The following is a 17,557-nucleotide window of genomic DNA, read 5'->3' as shown; positions in this document are numbered from 1 at the left end:
TCTACGGAAACCTCGTGCGGCCGGGCGGGACGGTGCACGGCGCGATCACCCGTTGCGGGCGGGCCGACTCCCGGTCCTCCGTGCGGGCCTCAGGCGGGCCCGAGGGCCGTTGCGGCCGCGCGGACCTGGCCCGGGTCGGCGCCGAGATCGGCCGGATCGGCTCCCGTGAGCAGCACCGCCGCGAGTTCCGCGAGTCCCGACGACGTCTGGAATCCGTAGCCCCCCTGCCCGGCGAGCCAGAAGAAGCCGGGGTGGGCGGCGTCGAATCCGACCACGGGCAGCCCGGACTCCCGCTGTGTCCGCAGTCCCGTCCAGGACCGCTGCACCGACGTGATGCCGAGGGTGGTGACGGTGGCCAGGTGTTCCACGAGCCGCTCGACGTCGCCCGGGTGGGGCTGGGCGTCGCCGGGCTCGGCCGGCTCGGCCTCGCTCGGCGAGACGAGGACCCCCTGGGCGTCCGGGCGGTAGTAGAACGAGTCGTCCGCGGCGGCGACCATCGGCGTGCCGACGGACGGGGCGTTGGTCGCCGAGACGATCGCCGCCGTCCGCCGCAGCGGCACGAGTCCCTGCGGCGCCACCCCGCAGATCGCGGCGACGCCGTCGGCCCAGGCTCCCGCGGCGTCGACCACGACCTCGGCGCTGATGCTGCGGTAGCCGGCGCGGACGCTCCAGCCGGCGCCGTCGTACCGGGCGGAGGTGACGGGCGCGCCCGTGAGGATGAGCACGCCGTCGTCGCCCGCGCTGCGCCGGTGGTACTCGAGGAGGAGATCGGTGTCGGTGCCGACGCAGCCGGTGTCGAGGGCGGCCGCCTCGAAGGCGTCCGGCCGCAGCTGCGGGCACAGCCCGAGGGCCTCGGCGTGGGTCACGGGGCGCATCGCCGCGCTCGCCTTCGCGGCGACGTCGGCCTCGGACCCGATGAGGAGGAAGGACCGCGGCACGGTGAGCGGCAGGCCGGTGGAGGACTGCACGCCGGACAGCAGCTCGAGGGTGCGGCGCGTGAGGTCCCGCAGCGGTTCGGGACCGTAGCTGGGGATGAGCTGCCGGGCGGAGCGCGACGACGTGTGGTATCCGAGGGTCGGCTCCGCCTCGACGAGGACGACGCTCGAGAACGGGGCGAGCGCGGACGCCAGGGAGAGGCCGGCGATCCCGCCGCCGATGATCAGGACGTCGCACGCGAGGGAGCTCATCCGGTCATCCTAGGGCGGGCCTCCCCCATCCGGGTGCGTCCGGTGTGCCCTGCCTCCCGATCGGGCGGATCCCGAGCCCGGGGAATACCGTCCGGACATCGACGGTTCCGGTTGGTCGTGAAAGCAATCGTCTACTCCGCCACCGGTCCCTCCTCTGTTCTCTCCCTCGTCGACCGTGACGTCGCGACGCCCGGTCCGGGCGAAGTGCGGGTCCGCGTCGTCCACTCCGGCGTGAATCCCACGGATTGGAAGGCCCGCGCCGACGGCGACATCCCGTTCCCCGAGGTGGTCCCCAACCAGGACGGCGCCGGGGTCGTCGACGCGGTGGGCGACGGCGTCACCGAGCCGCAGGTGGGCGACCGGGTCTGGATCTATCTGGCTGCTCACGGCCGCCCGACCGGGACCGCCCAGGAGTTCGTCGTGCTGCCCGCCGAACGGGCCGTCCGGCTGCCGGACGGCGTCGGTCTCGAGGTGGGAGCCAGCCTGGGTGTACCGGCGATGACGGCGCACCGTGCACTGACCGTCCACGAGCACGGGCCGTCGCGACTCGCTCCCGGCGCCCTCGAGGGACGCACGGTCCTCGTCCAGGGCGGCGCCGGAGCCGTCGGCCACGCGGCGATCCAGCTCGCCGCCTGGGCAGGCGCGACCGTCATCGCAACCGTCAGCAGCGACGCCAAGGCCGAGCTCGGTCGCGCCGCGGGGGCCCACCACGTCCTCCGCTACCCCGACGCTTCCCTCGCCCAGCGCATCCGCGAGGCAGCTCCGGGCAGCGTCGACCATGTCGTGGAGGTGTCCCCCGGACAGAACGCGGCGCTCGACGTCGAGGTGATCGCCAACCATGGCTCCATCGCGTACTACGCGAACAACAAGGGTGACGACTTCACAGCCCCCGTCGTCGCGAGTTTCGCGAAGAACGTGCGCTGGCAGGGCCTGCTGCTCTACACGGTGGGCCAGGACGCTCTCGTCGCCGCGGCGGAGGACATCACGGCGGCTCTGCGCAGCGGGGCGTTGCCTGTCGGGGAGTCTGCCGGACTCCCCCTCTCCTGGTTCCCGCTCGAGGAGACCGTCGCCGCTCACGACGCCGTCGAGAACGGTGCGACCGGCAAGGTCCTCATCCGCGTCTCCGACGAGATCTCCTGAGTGGTCGAACCTTCCCGGTCAGGAAGGGGAGTCGTGTGACCCTCGAGGACTGCCCCTGCGGCACCGGTCTGCCGTACGAGGAATGCTGCGGGCCGCTCCACCGGGGAGTGGCGGCGTCGACGGCGCTCGCCCTGATGCGCTCACGGTTCTCGGCGTTCGCTCTCGGGCTCGAGCGGTACCTGCTCGACTCATGGGACCCGTCGACCCGTCCGGATGCCGTCGATCTCGACGGGGACGTCGAGTGGCGGCGCCTGCAGATCGTCGACACGGCACTCGGCGGCGACCGGGACGACGCCGGCGTGGTCGAGTACCGGGCGTCGTTCCGGCACGCCGGGCGGTCGGGGCTGCTGCAGGAGCGCAGCCGATTCGTCCGGGTGGAAGGGCGCTGGATGTATGTCGACGGGGACGTGGCCCCCTAGGACCCGGGGTGCTACCGGACTACGCGCCACCCACATGGGCACCCGGCGAACCGGCGTCCGCAGCGGTCCCGCCGCCGTCGGCTCCCGATCCGCCCGTGCCCGCCTCCGCGCGGGCGGCGACGAACGCCTGGACGCACGCCTCGACGTCGTCACCCGTGTGCGCGGCGGACAGCTGCACGCGGATGCGGGCGGCGCCCTTCGGGACCACGGGGTAGCTGAACGCGGTGACGAAGACGCCGTGCGCGAGCATCGCGTCCGCGGTCCGTGCGGCGAGGACGGCGTCGCCGAACATGACCGGGATGATCGCGTGCTCGCCCTCGAGCAGGTCGAAGCCCTCCTCCGTCATGCGACGCCGGAACTGCGCCGCATTGCGGGTGAGGGTCCCGCGGAGCTCGGCGCTGTTCTCGACAAGGTCGAGCGCCGTCAGGGTCGCGGCGACGATCGACGGGGCGAGCGAGTTCGAGAACAGGTAGGGCCGTGCCTTCTGGCGCAGCAGGGCGACGATCTCGGCGCGGGCTGCGACGTACCCGCCGGAGGCGCCGCCGAGCGCCTTGCCGAAGGTGCCGGTGAAGATGTCCACCCGGTCCGCGACGCCGGCGTGCTCGGGCGTTCCGGCGCCGGTCGCGCCCATGAAGCCGACGGCGTGGGAGTCGTCCACCATGACCATCGCGTCGTAGCGCTCGGCGAGATCACAGATGGCCTCGAGCGGGGCGAGGTAGCCGTCCATGGAGAAGACGCCGTCGGTGACGACCAGGCGGCGCCGGGCACCGGAGGCCTCCTTCAGCTTCGCCTCGAGATCCGCCAGGTCCCGGTTCGCGTAGCGGAAGCGCTGCGCCTTCGAGAGGCGGATGCCGTCGATGATCGACGCGTGGTTCAGGGCGTCGGAGATCACGGCGTCCTCGGCACCGAGAAGCGACTCGAAGACCCCGCCGTTCGCGTCGAAGCAGGAGGAGAAGAGGATGGTGTCCTCGGTGCCGAGGAACTGCGAGACGCGCCGCTCGAGGTCGAGGTGCAGGTCCTGGGTGCCGCAGATGAAGCGCACCGAGGCCATGCCGAACCCGCGTTCGTCGAGCGCCTTCTTGGCCGACGCGATGATGTCGGGGTGGTCGGCGAGGCCGAGGTAGTTGTTGGCGCAGAAATTGAGCACCCGCACGTCGTCGGCGCCCGGGGCGCCCGCCGTGATGGAGCTGGACTGCGGCGACGAGATACGTCGCTCGTGCTTGAAGAGGCCGGCGCTGCGGATGTCGTCGAGTTCACCGGCGAGCTGGTCGCGGACTGCTGAGTACATGGTGTTCCTGCTTCCTAGAAGGTGGTCCAGTCGAGGACCACTTTGCCGCTGGCGCCGTCGCGCGCCGTCCGAAAGCCCTGCTGCCACTCGCTGGCCGGCAGGCAGTCGGTGACCACGGACGCGACCGCCTCGCGCAGCGTCCGGTTGGACTGCAGCATGGCGCTCATCGCGTACCAGGTCTCGAACATCTCGCGGCCGTAGATGCCCTTGAGGGTGAGCATATGCGTGACGACCTTGGCCCAGTCGATGGAGATGGGGCCGGAGGGCAGCCCGAGCATGGCGATCTTCCCGCCGTGGTTCATGTTGTCGATCATCTCGGGCAGGGCGGTCGCGTGGCCGGACATCTCCATGCCGATGTCGAAGCCCTCCTTCATGCCGAGCTCGCGCTGGGCGTCGGCGACGCGCATGCGGCTGACGTCGACGGCGATGTCGGCACCGACGCCGCGGGCGAGTTCGAGGCGGGGAGCCGAGACGTCGGTGATCGCGATCTTCCGGGCACCCGCGTGGCGGGCGACGGCGACGGCCATGAGCCCGATCGGTCCGGCCCCCGTGATGAGCACGTCCTCGCCGACGAGCGGGAAGCTGAGCGCGGTGTGGACGGCGTTCCCGAAGGGGTCGAAGACGGCGCCGAGCTCGGGCGTGATGGTGGCGTCGTGCACCCACACGTTGGTCTCGGGGACGACGACGAACTCGGCGAACGCGCCGTCGCGCTGCACCCCGACGCTCGAGGTGTGGATGCACATCTGGCGGCGGCCGGCCCGGCAGTTGCGGCAGATGCCGCACACGATGTGGCCCTCACCGGAGACGCGGTCCCCGACGCGGACGTCCCGGACACCGTCCCCGAGGGCGACGACCTCGCCGTAGAACTCGTGGCCGGGGATGAGGGGCGCGGAGATCATGCCCTGCGCCCAGGAGTCCCAGCTCTCGATGTGGAGGTCCGTGCCGCAGATGCCGGTGGTCATGACCCGGATCTTGACCTCGCCCCACCCTGCATCGGGTTCGGGCCGGTCCACGAGTTCGAAGCCGGGGTGCGCCCCGGATTTGTACAGCGCCTTCACTGAACGGTTCCTTCCAGGCCGCCCCGATCCTCCAGCGGGATGGGCTGGGCCTGGGCGGTACGAGTGCCGGGCGGGATATTGCCCGGGGCAACACTATCAGCGGCCGTCGTCGGGCACGCCGTGTCTGTGCCAGCCGGGTTCTCCGAGCGGGCCGCCGCGCCGGGTGCCCAGACCCGGGGGAACCCCGCCCCGCACCTGGGCGGCCGTGCCGGGTGCACGGACGGGCGGCGTTGACCGGGCGGCCGCCGAGCGCAGACCCGCGGCGCAGGCGCATCTCCGGGGGAACGCCGCCCCGCACCTGGGCAGCCGCGCCGGGTGCACGGACGGGTGGCCCAGCGGGAGGAACGACGACGCCGGAGTCAGTCCTCGACGACGGCCGCGAGGATCTCGAGGCCGAGCGCGAGGAACGCCGGGTCGTCGTCCGACGACGCCGCCAGGGAACTGCCCATGCTCACGGCCCAGCCGCGAGCCCGGGCCCAGGTCGCGGCGTCGGTCGGGCGCAGCACGTCCAGCCCGTCGCGGAAGGCGGAGCGGCCCGCGGCGTCGAAGTGCAGCCAGGCCGCGGCGAGGTCGGTCGCCGGATCCCCCGAGCACAGGTCGCCGAAGTCGACGACGCCGGCCAGCGCCCCTCCGGGCCCGAGGACGACGTTGGCGGGGTGCAGGTCGCCGTGCAGCCATAGCGGCGCCTGTGACCAGACCGGAGCGGCGACGGCCGCTTCCCACACCCGCAGCAAGGACGCGGCCGGTGCCCCGGGAATGTGGGGCAGGGACGCCAGCCGCGTCCGGACCACGTCGTCGCGTGCCGCCAAGGGCCCGCCGCGTCCCACGGGACTGGCGGGAGCGTCGGGCGGCGCAGGGCGCTGGAACTCGGCGAGGAACCGCGCGAGCTCGACGGCGGAGGAGGAGCGTCCTGCGCGCGGGACGGCGATGCCGCTCGTCCCGTCGATCCACCGGCAGACGGACCAGTGCCACGGGTAGCCGGCGCCCGGACGTCCTGTCCGCAGGGGTGCCGACGTCGGGACGGGCAGGGACGCGGCGAGGCCCGGCAGCCATTGCTGCTCCGCGACCATCAGCGCATCGGCGACCGCACGCCGGGGCAGCCGCACCACGAGGTCCTCCCCCAGCCGGAAGAGGGTGTTGTCCCACCCGCCGCCCACGGACCGCACCGGCAGGTGCACCAGGTCCGGCGCCTGCGCGGCGAGCAGTGCAACGACGAGGTCGGGCGCGACGTCGAATTCGGCCTCGGGCATCAGGGCCATCTGGACCTCCTGGGGACGTAAACCCGTGGCGCAGGCGCACTCCCGCGGGAACGCCGCCCCGGGAATGGCCACCCGGCGCGGCGGCACAACAGCAGCGACCAGGACGGCGCGGCGGCTGCAGGACATGGACGCCGTGCGCCGCCGCGCCACCCGGTGACGACGAGCGCTAGCCCTCGACGCCGAGGCGCTGCAGGATGAGCTCGCGCACCCGGCCTGCGTCGGCCTGCCCGCGGGTCGCCTTCATGACGCCGCCCACGATCGCGCCGACGGCCTGGACCTTGCCGCCGCGGATCTTGTCGGCGACGTCGGGCTGGGCCGCGAGGGCGCCGTCGATGGCCTCGAGCAGCGGGCCGTCGTCGGACACGACGGCGAGGCCGCGCTTCTCCACGACCTCCGCGGGCGTGCCCTCCCCGGCGAGGACGCCGTCGAGCACGTCGCGGGAGAGCTTGTCGTTGATCTTGCCGGACTCGATGAGCGCGTTGAGCTCGACGATCAGCTCCGGGGTGACCCCGAGCTCGGCGGGCTCGACGTCGGCGAGCTTCGCACGGCGGGAGATCTCGCCCATCCACCACTTGCGGGCGACGGCGGCGCTGACGCCCGCAGCGACGGTGTCCTCGATGGAGGACATGACGCCGGCGTTGACGACGTCACGGAACTCGGCGTCGGAGTAGCCCCAGTCGGCCTGCAGGCGCTTGCGGCGCTCGGCGGGAGGCTCGGGCAGTTCGGCGCGGAGCTTCTCGATCCACGCCTCGTTCGTCACGACGGGCACGAGGTCCGGCTCGGGGAAGTAGCGGTAGTCGTCGGCGTCGGACTTGGGGCGTCCCGACGTCGTCGAGCGCGTGTCCTCGTGCCAGTGGCGCGTCTCCTGGAGGATCGGCGTACCGGAGTCGAGGACGGCGGCGTGGCGCTGGATCTCGTAGGTGACCGCGTGCTCCACGGCGCGCAGCGAGTTGACGTTCTTGGTCTCGGTACGCGTGCCGAACTTCTCCTGACCCTTGGGCTTGAGGGAGACGTTCGCGTCGCAGCGCACGTTGCCGCGCTCCATGCGGGCATCGGAGACGCCAAGGTTCTTCACGATCTCGCGGATCGCCGCGACGTAGGCCTTCGCGAGCTCGGGGGCGCGCGCGCCGGCACCGACGATCGGCTTGGTGACGATCTCGATGAGGGGTACGCCGGCGCGGTTGTAGTCGACGAGGGAGAACTCCGCGCCCTGGATGCGGCCCGTGGAGCCGCCCATGTGGGTGAGCTTCCCGGCGTCCTCCTCCATGTGGGCGCGCTCGATCTCGACCCTGAACACGGTGCCGTCGGCGAGCTCGATGTCGATGTACCCGTCGTACGCGATCGGGTCCTCGAACTGCGACGTCTGGAAGTTCTTCGGGGTGTCCGGGTAGAAGTAGTTCTTCCGGGCGAAGTAGCACTTCTCGGCGATCCTGCAGTTCAGCGCGAGGCCGATCTTGATCGCGGACTCCACGGCGACGCCGTTCACGACCGGCAGGACGCCGGGCAGGCCGAGGTCCACGGGCGTCACGTTCGTGTTGGGCACGTCCCCGAACGCGTTGGGTGCGGAGGAGAACATCTTGGTCCTCGTGTTGAGCTCCACGTGGACCTCGAACCCGAGGACCGGGTCGTACTTCGCCAGGGCCTCGTCGAAGGTCAGGACCTCATCGGTTACAGCAGTCATTACTTCCCACCTGCACTCTGTGTGATCTCCGGGGCCTTGGCCAGCAGCGGCCCGCCCCACGTGTTTTCGAGCAGCGATTCGAGGACGGCGCCCACGCGGTAGAGGCGTGCGTCCTGGCGGGCGGGCGCGAGGAGCTGGATGCCGACCGGCAGCCCGTCCTCGTCCGCGAGGCCGCCCGGCAGCGACAGGCCGGGCACGCCGGCCAGGTTCGCCGGGATGGTGGCGACGTCGTTGAGGTACATCGCCAGCGGGTCGTCGAGCTTCTCGCCGAGCTTGAACGCGGTGGTCGGGGCCGTCGGCGACACGAGGACGTCGGCCCGCTCGAAGGCCGCGGCGAAGTCGCGCTGGATCAGGGTCCGGACCTTCTGCGCAGAGCCGTAGTAGGCGTCGTAGTAGCCGGCGCTCAGCGCGTACGTGCCGAGGATGATGCGACGCTTGACCTCGTCGCCGAATCCGGCGGCGCGGGTGGCACCCATGACGCGCTCGATCGTCGGCGTGCCGTCGGGCACCACGCGCAGGCCGAAGCGCACGCCGTCGTACTTCGCGAGGTTGCTGGAGGCCTCCGACGGCATGATCAGGTAGTAGGCGCCGAGCGCGTACCGGAAGTTGGGGCAGGAGACCTCGACGATCTCCGCGCCCGCCGAACGCAGGAGCTCGAGCGACTCGGAGAAGCGCGTGAGGACACCGGCCTGGTAGCCCTCGCCCTGCAGTTCCTTGATGACGCCGATGCGCATGCCCTCGACCTGGCCCATGCGGGCGGCCTCGACGAGCGCGCCGACGGGGTCGGTGAGCGACGTCGAATCGTGGGGGTCGTGGCCGCCGATGACCTCGTGCAGCAGGGCGCTGTCGAGCACCGTGCGGGAGACGGGGCCGATCTGGTCGAGCGAGGACGCCATCGCGATCGCACCGTAGCGGGAGACGCCGCCGTAGGTGGGCTTCACGCCGACGGTCCCGGTGACGGCACCGGGCTGGCGGATGGACCCGCCGGTGTCGGTGCCGAGGGCCAGCGGCGCCTCGAAGGCGGCGACGGCGGCAGCGGACCCGCCGCCGGACCCACCGGGGATGCGGTCCAGGTCCCACGGGTTGCGGGTGGGACCGAACGCGGAGTGCTCGGTCGAGGAGCCCATGGCGAACTCGTCGAGGTTGGTCTTGCCGAGGATCGGCATCTTCGCGGCGCGGAGCCGACGGACGACCGTGGCGTCGTAGGGGCTCTGCCAGCCCTCGAGGATCTTCGAACCGGCCGTGGTGGGCTGGCCCTTCGTGACGATGAGGTCCTTCACGGCGATGGGTACGCCGGCCAGCGGGTGCAGGACGTCGCCGATGGCGCGGGCCTTGTCGACCTCGGCGGCGACGAGCAGCGCCTCGTCCGTGTTGACGTGCAGGAACGCGTTGATCGCGCCGTCCACGGCGCCGATGCGGTCGAGGTGGGCCTGCGTCACCTCGACGGCGGAGACCTCCTTCGACGCGAGCTTCCGCGCGAGGGCGTCGGCCGAGAGGTGGATCAGATCTGTCATGGGTTACTCCCCGTCCAGGATGGCCGGGACCTTGAAGCGGCCGTCGGCGTTGTCGGGCGCGCCGAGGAGCGCTTCCTCGTTGGTGAGCGTCTCGCCCACCACGTCGTCGCGGAACACGTTGCTCAGCGGGATGGGGTGGCTGGTCGCGGGGACGTCGTCGCCCGCCACCTCGCTCACGGACTTGATGGAGTCGACGATCACGGCGAGCTCCCCGGCCATGCGGTCGAGCTCGTCGTCGGTCATGTCGATGTGGGCGAGCCGCGCGAGGTGCGCGACGTCGTCCCGGTTGATCTCAGCCATGGATCTCCCCTGGAAGTCGGAGGTGGGTGTCTGCCCCCAGTCTAGTGGCGGCGCGGGAGGCGCCAGGCATCGGGCGGGCCCGACGACGGCGGCTCGTGCGCGCTCCCCAGGTCGCCCGTGGGTCACAGGGGAAGGCGGAAGACCCAGAGCAGGATGTCCTCGTTCGGGACCTCCCAGTCCCGCTCGGGCACGCGGACGAAGCCCATCGACTCGTAGAGGCGGTGGGCACGCACCATGTCCGAGCCGCTGGTGAGGCTCACGGCCTCGATGCCGGGGAGCGTCCGGGCGTGCTCGATGATGCGCTCCACCATGGCCCGGCCGACCCCGCCGCGCTGCACGGCCGGGTCCACCGCGAGCATGCGGAACTCGAGTTCGCCCTCGATGGCGATGTCCGTGTACCGCTGGCCGGCGAAGGTCAGCGCGACCGACCCGACGACAACGCCGTCGCGCTCGGCCACCCACACCTCGGCGTGCTCGGCGCGGTGCTCGATGTCGGACAGCACCGCCATGTAGGGGTGCGCCTCGTCCGCGAAGTAGCCGGCCTCGAGGTACGCGCCGCGCGTGATGCGGCGGACGTCCTCGAAGTCACCGGGCTGGACGGGCCGGATGATGAGGCGGGAATCGGACAGGGAGTCTGCGGGCGTCGCGGTGGTCACCGGCCTATTTTGCCACGCACGCGGCGCCCCGACGGGTCATCGCCATCGGGAATCACGGGCCCGTGCGGCCGGTCTCGCCGCCGTTGCCGCCGTCATTCCCGCCGCCGCGGAACAGGTTGCCGCGCAGCGCGTAGAGCTGGGCACCACCGAGCACGAACGCGATCAGGATGCACAGCGCGGGCGGCAGCGACGTCGCGTAGAGGAGGACGAAGCCGAGCGATACCGCGAACACGGCGACCGCGACGCCCACGAGCAGTCGCGCCGACGGGTCCAGGAGCCGGGCGGGCCTCCGTCCGCGCGGAGCAGTACCGGACTGCCGGTACCCGTCCTCGTCTCCGTCCCGGTACCCGCCCTCGGCCACGGCTCACCCCTCCACGCTCTGCCAGAAAGCGCTCACGCGGGCGTTCCAGAGCTCCGGACTCTCCTGGAACGGTTGATGTGCCTCGTTCCCGATGATCTCGAAGGTCGCGCCGGGGATGGCGTCGGCGACGGCGCGGCCCAGTGCGGGGCGCGTGACGATGTCGATCTCACCGGCGAGCACGAGGGTCGGGGCCGTCACGCCGCGCAGCCGGTCGGTCGTGTCACTGGCGGTCAGGGCATCGAGGAACGCCTGCACATCCGAAGTGCCCTGCTTGTACGGGAAGGCGAGCACGTCGTCGATGATCTGTTCCACGGTTCCGTCGTTGTGCGCCCGAGGCGTATAGATCGACAGGAAGAAGGCCTCCAGGAACGCCCGTTCGCTCGGCGCCACCTCCACCAGCATCCTCACGAACCGTCCCCAGGCCAGGAGGTAGGCGTCCGCCGCGGCCCAGGTGCTCTGGAGGACCAGGCTGCGGACCAGCCCGGGGTGGCGGATCGCCAGCTCCTGGGCGACGACGCTGCCGCCCGAGAACCCGGCCACGTGGGCGGACGGGATGGCGTGGGCCTCCAGCACCTCGGCGGCGTCGTCGGCCAGCGTCCCGACCGAGAGCGGCCCTCCCGGACCGGAGGTCCTGCCCGCACCCCGGTTGTCGAAGGCCGTCAGCCGGAAGCGGTCGGACAGTCCGTCGAGCTGGGACTGCCATGACTCGACAGTGTCGCCGAGGCCCCCGATCAGCAGGACGTCGGGGCCCTCGCCGACCTGTTCCGTCCAGATCTCCGCATCGCCTGATCGTATGTGCGCTCCCACTGCCCCGACCTTCCTCTCGTCCAGGACGTGCACCCCGCTGAGGTGCACCCAGTGTGGGCCATCCGATCCGTCAGGGCAACGCCGGGCGTGCTGCACGGGGTCCTGTCAGTGGGCGGCCACGTACGGCGCGGGGGCGGGGAGGCCGGCCTCCTCCCGGACGCGACGCGAGAAACGCTCGATCGACGTGAGCGCGGAGACGACGTCGGCGGGCCGCACGTCGAACGGCATGGCGTGGATGGTCTCCCCCGGGACGGTCGCGGCGGCGGCGACCAGTTCGAGTTCCTCCGTGTCCTCCACGGTCAGACCGATCTCGGTGAGGGTCGTGGGAAGGCCGACCCTCGTCGTGAATTCGATGAATTCCCGGATGTCCGAGGTGGGCGCACCCTCGAGGACGAGCTGTGTCAGCGACCCGATGTTCACCTTCTGGCCGTGCGCCAGCCCGTGGGTCTGCGGTGCCGCCGTGAGCCCGTTGTGGATGGCGTGGGCCGCCGCGAGGCCCCCCGACTCGAAGCCGAGGCCCGAGAGCAGGGTGTTCGCCTCGATGACCTTCTCGAGTGCAGGGGTCACGAGCCGGTCGCGGACGGCGTCGAGGGCCGGCAGCGCGTTGTCCCACAGGATGTCCCAGCTGAGCCGCGCCAGGGCCGTCCCGGTGAGGGTGGGCAGTCCCCCGGCCATCGTCAGTGAGCCCGACGCCGCCGTCGCGCGCGCTTCGAGCCACGTCGCCAGGGCGTCCCCCACCCCCGCCGCGAGGAAGGCGGCGGGGGCGTTGGCGATGATCTGGGAGTCGACGAGGACGAGGTCGGGATTGCGCGGGAAGAAGCGGTATTCCTCGAACGCGCCGTCCTCCGTGTAGACGACGGCCAGGGCCGACGTCGGGGCGTCCGTCGACGCGACCGTCGGGACGGTCACCCACCGGATACCGGCCAGGAACCCGGAGGCCTTGACGGCGTCGATGGTGCTCCCGCCGCCCACGGCGACGGCGACGTCGGCCTTCGCCGCCCTGATCACCTCGACGAGACGGTCGATCTCACGCGCCGACGGCACGCCGCGGAAGGCTTCCCGCGTGACGGGGAGCCCCGCCGCCTTCAGGGACGTGGTCACGTCGTGGCCCACGAAGCCCCACACGGCGTCGTCGGCGACGATCAGCGGCGTACTCCCGATGGGTGCGAGGTACTCCCCGAGCCGGGAGATGGCCCCCGGACCCTGGGCGTACCGGCCCGGACTGATGACCGAGCGGATGGGACTGTTCGCGGGCATGGGAACCTCCTGGACGTCGTTGTCGATGGGTGCTGCGGATCGTTCGGCGGAGCGGCGGGTCACGGCACGAGGATGGCCCTGCCCCTCACCCTGCCGGCGTCGAGGTCGGTGATGGCCTGCTGGAAGTTGTCGAGCGCGTACTTCTGCGTGTGCAGCGTGACGGCGCCGCGGGCGGCCAGGGCCATGAGGTCCTGCAGGTCGTTGTAGGACCCGACGAGGTTGCCGATGATGTTGATCTCCGCCGAGACGATGTCGATCGTGGGGACGTCGATGTTCTCGCCGTAGCCCACCACGTAGTAGTCGCCCGCCTGCCGCAGCATCGCGATGCCCTGGGCGGTGGCACCGCCCTCGCCCACGAAGTCCACGAGCACCTCGGCGCCCTTCCCTCCGGTGAGGGCCAGGACCTGCTCGACCTGGCTGCCGTCCGCCAGGACACCCACGTGCGCCCCGATGTCCCGGGCGAGATCGAGGGCTGCGGCGTTCCGGTCGACGACGACGATGCGGGCGGGGGTGAGTGCGCGCAGGACCTGGATGCCGATGTGCCCGAGCCCGCCGGCACCGATGACGACGCATGTGTCCCGTGCCGTCAGCCGCTTCGCGGCCTTCGCTGCGGCGTGGTAGGCGGTGAGCCCTGCGTCGGCGAGCGCGGCGACGTCCGCCGGTTCGAGGGAGTCGTCGATGCGGACCACCGAGCGGGCGGTGGTCAGGAGGTACTCGGCGTAGCCCCCGTTGGTGTCGATGCCGGGGAACCGGCTCTCCTCGCAGTGCACGTCGTCGCCGGACCGGCACGCGCGGCACAGGCCGCAGGTGATGAGCGGGTGGAGGATGACCTTGTCCCCCGGGCCGACGTTCGTGACGGCGCTGCCGACGGAGTGCACCCACCCGGCGTTCTCGTGCCCGATGGTGTACGGCAGGTGGACCTGGGACTTCTCGGCCCACTGCCCCTCGAGGATGTGGAGATCGGTGCGGCAGACCCCCGCGCCGCCGATCCGGACGACGACGTCGAACGGGCCCGTCGCGCTCGGCATCGGCACCTCCGCCATCTTGAGGGCCTCGTGGTAGCCGACGACCTGGACGGCGCGCATTGTGCTCATGGTTGGGATTCCTTGACTGTGAGGGGAAGTAGTCCGTGCTGGTCCGCGGGTTCCGAGCCCTCGGGCCGGAAGGCCTGGTCGGCGCCGGAGCCCTCGTAGCGGGTGCGCAGGAGCCCACGGCAGAAGTGCGCGTTCCCGTCGATCGAGATGCGGGTGGACCGCGCGCGGCGGAGGGCGAGGGGGACGGCCCCGGGCGGATAGGTGCGGCCCTCGTCGTCGACCAGCACGTACGCGTCCGCGTCGCCGGGCAGGCCGAGCGCGGTCCGGCGGCGCAGCAGCGCCTCCTTCTCGCGGCCTGCGGGGAGGTCCCGGAGGCGCACGGTCCCGAGGTCCTCTTCCGGGAGGTCCCGGTCCGCGCGCAGCAGGCCCGTGAGGCAGCGCTCCATCGCGGCGGTGTGGGCCTTGCGGCGGAACGTGGCCCGCAGCTCGTCGAGGCTGTCCTCCGCCTCGTGGCGGAAGGTGCCCCGGTAGCCTGCGTCGGCGGCGAGACCGGCGTTGATCAGGTCCGAGTCGTGGTGGTCGTCCAGTTCGACGACGACACGCCTCACCCCGGGGATCGCCGAGATGGCGTCCTTGCTGTCCGACGCCATGAGGTACGCGAAGTTGGGCGAGCAGAAGGACGCGGGAAGGCGGAGGTGGACCTCGACCGTCGCGGCGTCGTCTCCCACCCGGATGGAGCGGACGAACCCGAGTTCGGTGATGGGCTCGTCGAGCTCGGGATCGAGCACCGCCTGCAGGCTCCCGCGCACGTCGTCGTCGGTGACGGCCCTCCCGTCCGCCGGGGCCTGCCCGCGGGCCCCGGCCTCGAGCTGGACTGCGGTCATCGGGCGCTCGCCAGGTCGGCCCGTTCCGGCTGGCGGGGCCCCGTGGCGGTCTCGTCGGCGTCGGGCAGGCGGAGCTCCTCCGGCACCGGGATGTCGTACATCTTCGCGGCATTGAGGCCCAGGATCTTCTTCTTCTGCTGGACGGTGAGCTGCGCGTACTCGGTCATGTCCTCGGGGATCTGGAAGTCGACGAACTGCTCCACGAGCCACTTCGGCGTCCACAGTGCGTAGTCGCTGGAGAACTGGATGCGGTCCTCGCCGATCCAGTAGATGAGCTCACCGATGATCTGGGCGAAGTATCGCGGCCGGCTGTGCATGAACGGCATCGCCACCGCGAGTCCGCCGTGCACGTTGGGTTCCTGCGTGGCGATCCAGCAGAAGTCCTCGAGCCGGGGCAGGCCGACGTGCTCGACGACGAAGTTGAGGTCCGTGAAGTCGGTGGCCGCGTGGTCGACGTCGGACACGTCGAACGCATCGCGGTCGAGGGGCCTGATGGTCGGGCCCTTGTGGACGTGGATGTTCTTCACGCCCAGCTTGCGGCACTCCTCGAAGTACCGGTACGTCCACGGATCGGACAGCTTGTACCCGCGGGACTCTCCGTGCCATTCGGCGGTGTACAGCTTCACCCCCTTGAAGCCCATCCGCTCGTGGTCCGCGCGCAGCTGGTCGAGGCCCGCCTCGCCCTGCCGCGGGTCGAAGCAGTGGTTGTAGGTCAGCTTGTCGGGGTTCGCGGCCGCCAGCCCGTAGGCCTCCTCGGTCTGCCCGAACCCCCGGTGGTAGAACTCGCCGAGATACGCCGGCTGGAAGATCGCGTGGTCCACGTACCCGTCGGTGAACAGGTCCTTCATGAGGCGTTCGCCGCCCTGGTAGAGGTACTCCTCGTACGTCCAGACCTCCGATTCCGGGGAGAGGTTCCGGTGGTAGTCGTAGAAGCAGTCGATGAACTGCTTGCCGTGGATATTGCGCTGGTTCTCGGGACGGGCGTCCCAGAGCGCGATATGCGCGTCGACGATGAAGTAGTTCTCGCCATCCTTGCTGTACATGTCGTCTCTCCTCCTCGTGACTGCCGTAGTCGCGACAGGACCGAGACTAGGTGCGAAGATGGCTTCCACCACGCGGCGAGTGTCTCAATTTGAGACGACCGGACGCCTGCGGGTGGAACGCAGCCTCGACCCAGTGAACGAGGAGGGCGGCAAGGGTGCCGACTCGGGACGGTGAGATCTCTCCGGCGGGCGCAGGTCCCGGTACCGGCAGGCTGGTCGTGGCCGCGAAGCGCCTCGTGGCCTCCTGGCAGCGCAGCGAGGAGTACGGGGTGTCGGCCGACCTGGTGAACCCCGCCTGGGCCGGCACCGTGCAGTCGGACTCGCTCTACTTCCAGTGCGGGCAGGAGGTGCTGGCCGCCCTGCACGACACACTGGGCGACGAGCCTGTCAGCCTGATGCTCACGGATGCCGACGGACTGCTGCTCAACCGCCTGAGCGGCGATTCCACCCTCCTGCGGTCGCTGGACAGGGTGCACCTGGCTCCCGGGTTCGCCTACTCAGAGCGCGACGCCGGCACGAACGGGATGGGGCTGGCGCTCGCCGACCGGTCCCCCGCCCTGGTGCGCGCCGAGGACCACTTCAGCGCGAGCCTGCGGACCTACACCTGCGCCGCGGTCCCGGTCTTCGACCCCGTGAGCGGGGACCTCGAGGGGAGCGTCAACATCACCACGTGGTCCAGGTCCTCCCCCGAGCTCCTGCTGGCCCTGGCGCATTCGGCGGCCGGGAACACCGCGGCGCTGATGCTGGCGCGCTCGCGGGGGCGACGGCAGCGCCCGGGCCGAAAGGGCGGGGTGTTCCGCATGCAGCGCAGCGCACTCGAACCGGCGGCCGGGACGCTGCGGGCGATGTCCTCGCTGTGGACGGTCGCGCTCGACGACGCGACCCGTGCCCTGTCCGCGGGGCGCGTGGTCGCCGCCGTCGGTGAGCACGGCGTCGGTCGGGTGACCCTCCTCGCCCAGGCGTTCCGCCAGGCGCAGCCGGGATGCCGCATCCTCTCCGCCGCCGCGCCCGCTCCGGAGGACGTCGACGCCTGGCTGTCGCTGTGGACGCCTGAACTCGCGAAGCCGGACACCGCGGTCATCATCGAGAACGCGGATCTGCTGCCCGCGTGGGCGGCCCAGGAACTGCGGGGCCAGGTGACGCGGGCGCTGGCTGCCCTGCCGTCGACGGCGGACGCAGCGTCGCCCACCCTCGCGTGGGCCGTCACGGCCACCGGCCTGGACGCCGTTCCCTCACCCCTCGCGGAATCGATCGATACCGTGGTCCCCGTTCCGGCGCTCCGCGACCGGGGCGACGACGTCCTCCACCTGGCCCGGTACGCCGCCCGGCAGACGCGCCTGCGCGAGCTCGACTTCACGGCTGCCGCGGAGAAGGCGCTCCTCGCGCACGACTGGCCCGACAACGTCGACGAACTCTTCAGCGTGGTCCACGATGCCGCCGTACGGGCCGAGACCATCGACATCCAGCACCTGCCCGCGTACATCCTGGGGCGGCCCAGCAGGCACCTGAGCCGGATCGAGTCGGTGGAGCGCGACGAGATCGTGCGGAGCCTGTCGCAGCCCGGGGCGACGGTCACCGCGGCGGCGACGGAACTGGGCATCAGCCGCGCCACCATCTACCGGCGCATCGCCCGCCTCGGCATTACGCTGCCGAAGTGACCCGTACGGAA

Annotated in this window: 17 protein-coding genes; 3 read left to right on the top strand and 14 right to left on the bottom strand. The window is 71.5% G+C overall.

Features of this window, described 5'->3' with window-relative positions; all coding sequences use genetic code 11:
* Positions 1-89: 89 nt before the first annotated feature.
* Entirely contained in the window at positions 90-1,187 is a 1,098-nt protein-coding gene (locus ACX80K_RS12470) for an NAD(P)/FAD-dependent oxidoreductase (RefSeq protein ID WP_459272194.1), read from the bottom strand.
* 117 nt (positions 1,188-1,304) lie between these two features.
* Here ACX80K_RS12470 and ACX80K_RS12465 point away from each other — a divergent pair, with 117 nt between their 5' ends.
* Both ACX80K_RS12465 and ACX80K_RS12460 read left to right on the top strand, forming a co-directional pair.
* Positions 1,305-2,327: an NADPH:quinone reductase gene (locus ACX80K_RS12465; protein ID WP_459272193.1), complete on the top strand. Its 1,023-nt coding sequence runs from the start codon at positions 1,305-1,307 to the stop codon at positions 2,325-2,327.
* A 35-nt stretch (positions 2,328-2,362) separates the two neighbouring features.
* The gene (locus ACX80K_RS12460; protein WP_459272192.1) at positions 2,363-2,746 is read left to right on the top strand and encodes a YchJ family protein; all 384 of its coding nucleotides are present in this window, start codon (positions 2,363-2,365) and stop codon (positions 2,744-2,746) included.
* Positions 2,747-2,765: 19 nt separating this feature from the next.
* Here the strand turns inward: ACX80K_RS12460 and ACX80K_RS12455 are convergent, their stop codons facing one another.
* The 13 genes from ACX80K_RS12455 to ACX80K_RS12395 form a co-directional block, all read right to left on the bottom strand.
* Positions 2,766-4,034 carry a glycine C-acetyltransferase gene (locus ACX80K_RS12455; protein WP_459272191.1) on the bottom strand — a complete coding sequence of 423 codons (1,269 nt, stop codon included), beginning with the start codon at positions 4,032-4,034 and terminating at the stop codon, positions 2,766-2,768.
* Between the two features lie 14 nt (positions 4,035-4,048).
* Positions 4,049-5,092 (bottom strand): L-threonine 3-dehydrogenase, encoded by a 1,044-nt coding sequence (tdh, locus tag ACX80K_RS12450; RefSeq protein WP_459272190.1) that lies wholly within the window; start codon positions 5,090-5,092, stop codon positions 4,049-4,051.
* A 359-nt stretch (positions 5,093-5,451) separates the two neighbouring features.
* Positions 5,452-6,351, bottom strand: coding sequence for an aminoglycoside phosphotransferase family protein (locus ACX80K_RS12445; RefSeq protein WP_459272189.1), 900 nt, complete (start codon positions 6,349-6,351; stop codon positions 5,452-5,454).
* Positions 6,352-6,517: 166 nt separating this feature from the next.
* The gene (gatB, locus tag ACX80K_RS12440; protein WP_459272188.1) at positions 6,518-8,032 is read right to left on the bottom strand and encodes an Asp-tRNA(Asn)/Glu-tRNA(Gln) amidotransferase subunit GatB; all 1,515 of its coding nucleotides are present in this window, start codon (positions 8,030-8,032) and stop codon (positions 6,518-6,520) included.
* On the bottom strand, positions 8,032-9,546 hold the full coding sequence (gatA, locus tag ACX80K_RS12435) for an Asp-tRNA(Asn)/Glu-tRNA(Gln) amidotransferase subunit GatA (protein ID WP_459272187.1): 1,515 nt from the start codon (positions 9,544-9,546) through the stop codon (positions 8,032-8,034). The genes gatB and gatA overlap by 1 nt, the downstream gene beginning before the upstream one ends.
* Positions 9,547-9,549: 3 nt before the next feature.
* A complete protein-coding gene (gatC, locus tag ACX80K_RS12430) occupies positions 9,550-9,846 on the bottom strand; it encodes an Asp-tRNA(Asn)/Glu-tRNA(Gln) amidotransferase subunit GatC (RefSeq protein ID WP_459272186.1) in 297 nt (98 codons plus the stop codon).
* Positions 9,847-9,968: 122 nt separating this feature from the next.
* Entirely contained in the window at positions 9,969-10,502 is a 534-nt protein-coding gene (locus ACX80K_RS12425) for a GNAT family N-acetyltransferase (RefSeq protein ID WP_459272185.1), read from the bottom strand.
* 52 nt (positions 10,503-10,554) lie between these two features.
* A complete protein-coding gene (locus ACX80K_RS12420) occupies positions 10,555-10,863 on the bottom strand; it encodes a hypothetical protein (RefSeq protein ID WP_459272184.1) in 309 nt (102 codons plus the stop codon).
* 3 nt (positions 10,864-10,866) lie between these two features.
* Complete coding sequence (locus ACX80K_RS12415) at positions 10,867-11,670, bottom strand: alpha/beta fold hydrolase (RefSeq protein ID WP_459272183.1); 804 nt, start codon at positions 11,668-11,670, stop codon at positions 10,867-10,869.
* A 105-nt stretch (positions 11,671-11,775) separates the two neighbouring features.
* Positions 11,776-12,927 (bottom strand): glycerol dehydrogenase, encoded by a 1,152-nt coding sequence (locus tag ACX80K_RS12410; RefSeq protein ID WP_459272182.1) that lies wholly within the window; start codon positions 12,925-12,927, stop codon positions 11,776-11,778.
* Between the two features lie 59 nt (positions 12,928-12,986).
* Positions 12,987-14,021, bottom strand: a complete 1,035-nt coding sequence (locus ACX80K_RS12405; RefSeq protein WP_459272181.1) for an NAD(P)-dependent alcohol dehydrogenase — start codon at positions 14,019-14,021, stop codon at positions 12,987-12,989.
* Positions 14,018-14,845 (bottom strand): metal-sulfur cluster assembly factor, encoded by an 828-nt coding sequence (locus ACX80K_RS12400; RefSeq protein WP_459272180.1) that lies wholly within the window; start codon positions 14,843-14,845, stop codon positions 14,018-14,020. Before ACX80K_RS12400 ends, ACX80K_RS12405 begins: the two co-directional genes overlap by 4 nt.
* Entirely contained in the window at positions 14,842-15,888 is a 1,047-nt protein-coding gene (locus ACX80K_RS12395) for an amidohydrolase family protein (protein ID WP_459272179.1), read from the bottom strand. The genes ACX80K_RS12400 and ACX80K_RS12395 overlap by 4 nt, the downstream gene beginning before the upstream one ends.
* Before the next feature lie 155 nt (positions 15,889-16,043).
* Here ACX80K_RS12395 and ACX80K_RS12390 point away from each other — a divergent pair, with 155 nt between their 5' ends.
* The gene (locus ACX80K_RS12390; RefSeq protein WP_459272178.1) at positions 16,044-17,546 is read left to right on the top strand and encodes an AAA-type ATPase lid domain-containing protein; all 1,503 of its coding nucleotides are present in this window, start codon (positions 16,044-16,046) and stop codon (positions 17,544-17,546) included.
* Positions 17,547-17,557 lie beyond the last annotated feature (11 nt).

The organism is Arthrobacter sorbitolis (assembly GCF_054510995.1).
The sequence above is the reverse complement of the archived record's forward strand: the minus strand, read 5'-3'. Positions and strand labels throughout refer to the sequence as shown.

What these genes read in the sequence shown, in the direction of transcription:
- gatA (WP_459272187.1), bottom strand. Translation starts at nt 9,546, where the DNA reads ATGACAGATCTGATCCACCTCTCGGCCGACGCCCTCGCGCGGAAGCTC.
- ACX80K_RS12455 (WP_459272191.1), bottom strand. Translation starts at nt 4,034, where the DNA reads ATGTACTCAGCAGTCCGCGACCAGCTCGCCGGTGAACTCGACGACATC.
- ACX80K_RS12395 (WP_459272179.1), bottom strand. Translation starts at nt 15,888, where the DNA reads ATGTACAGCAAGGATGGCGAGAACTACTTCATCGTCGACGCGCATATC.
- gatC (WP_459272186.1), bottom strand. Translation starts at nt 9,846, where the DNA reads ATGGCTGAGATCAACCGGGACGACGTCGCGCACCTCGCGCGGCTCGCC.
- ACX80K_RS12400 (WP_459272180.1), bottom strand. Translation starts at nt 14,845, where the DNA reads ATGACCGCAGTCCAGCTCGAGGCCGGGGCCCGCGGGCAGGCCCCGGCG.
- ACX80K_RS12445 (WP_459272189.1), bottom strand. Translation starts at nt 6,351, where the DNA reads ATGGCCCTGATGCCCGAGGCCGAATTCGACGTCGCGCCCGACCTCGTC.
- ACX80K_RS12405 (WP_459272181.1), bottom strand. Translation starts at nt 14,021, where the DNA reads ATGAGCACAATGCGCGCCGTCCAGGTCGTCGGCTACCACGAGGCCCTC.
- gatB (WP_459272188.1), bottom strand. Translation starts at nt 8,032, where the DNA reads ATGACTGCTGTAACCGATGAGGTCCTGACCTTCGACGAGGCCCTGGCG.
- ACX80K_RS12470 (WP_459272194.1), bottom strand. Translation starts at nt 1,187, where the DNA reads ATGAGCTCCCTCGCGTGCGACGTCCTGATCATCGGCGGCGGGATCGCC.
- ACX80K_RS12410 (WP_459272182.1), bottom strand. Translation starts at nt 12,927, where the DNA reads ATGCCCGCGAACAGTCCCATCCGCTCGGTCATCAGTCCGGGCCGGTAC.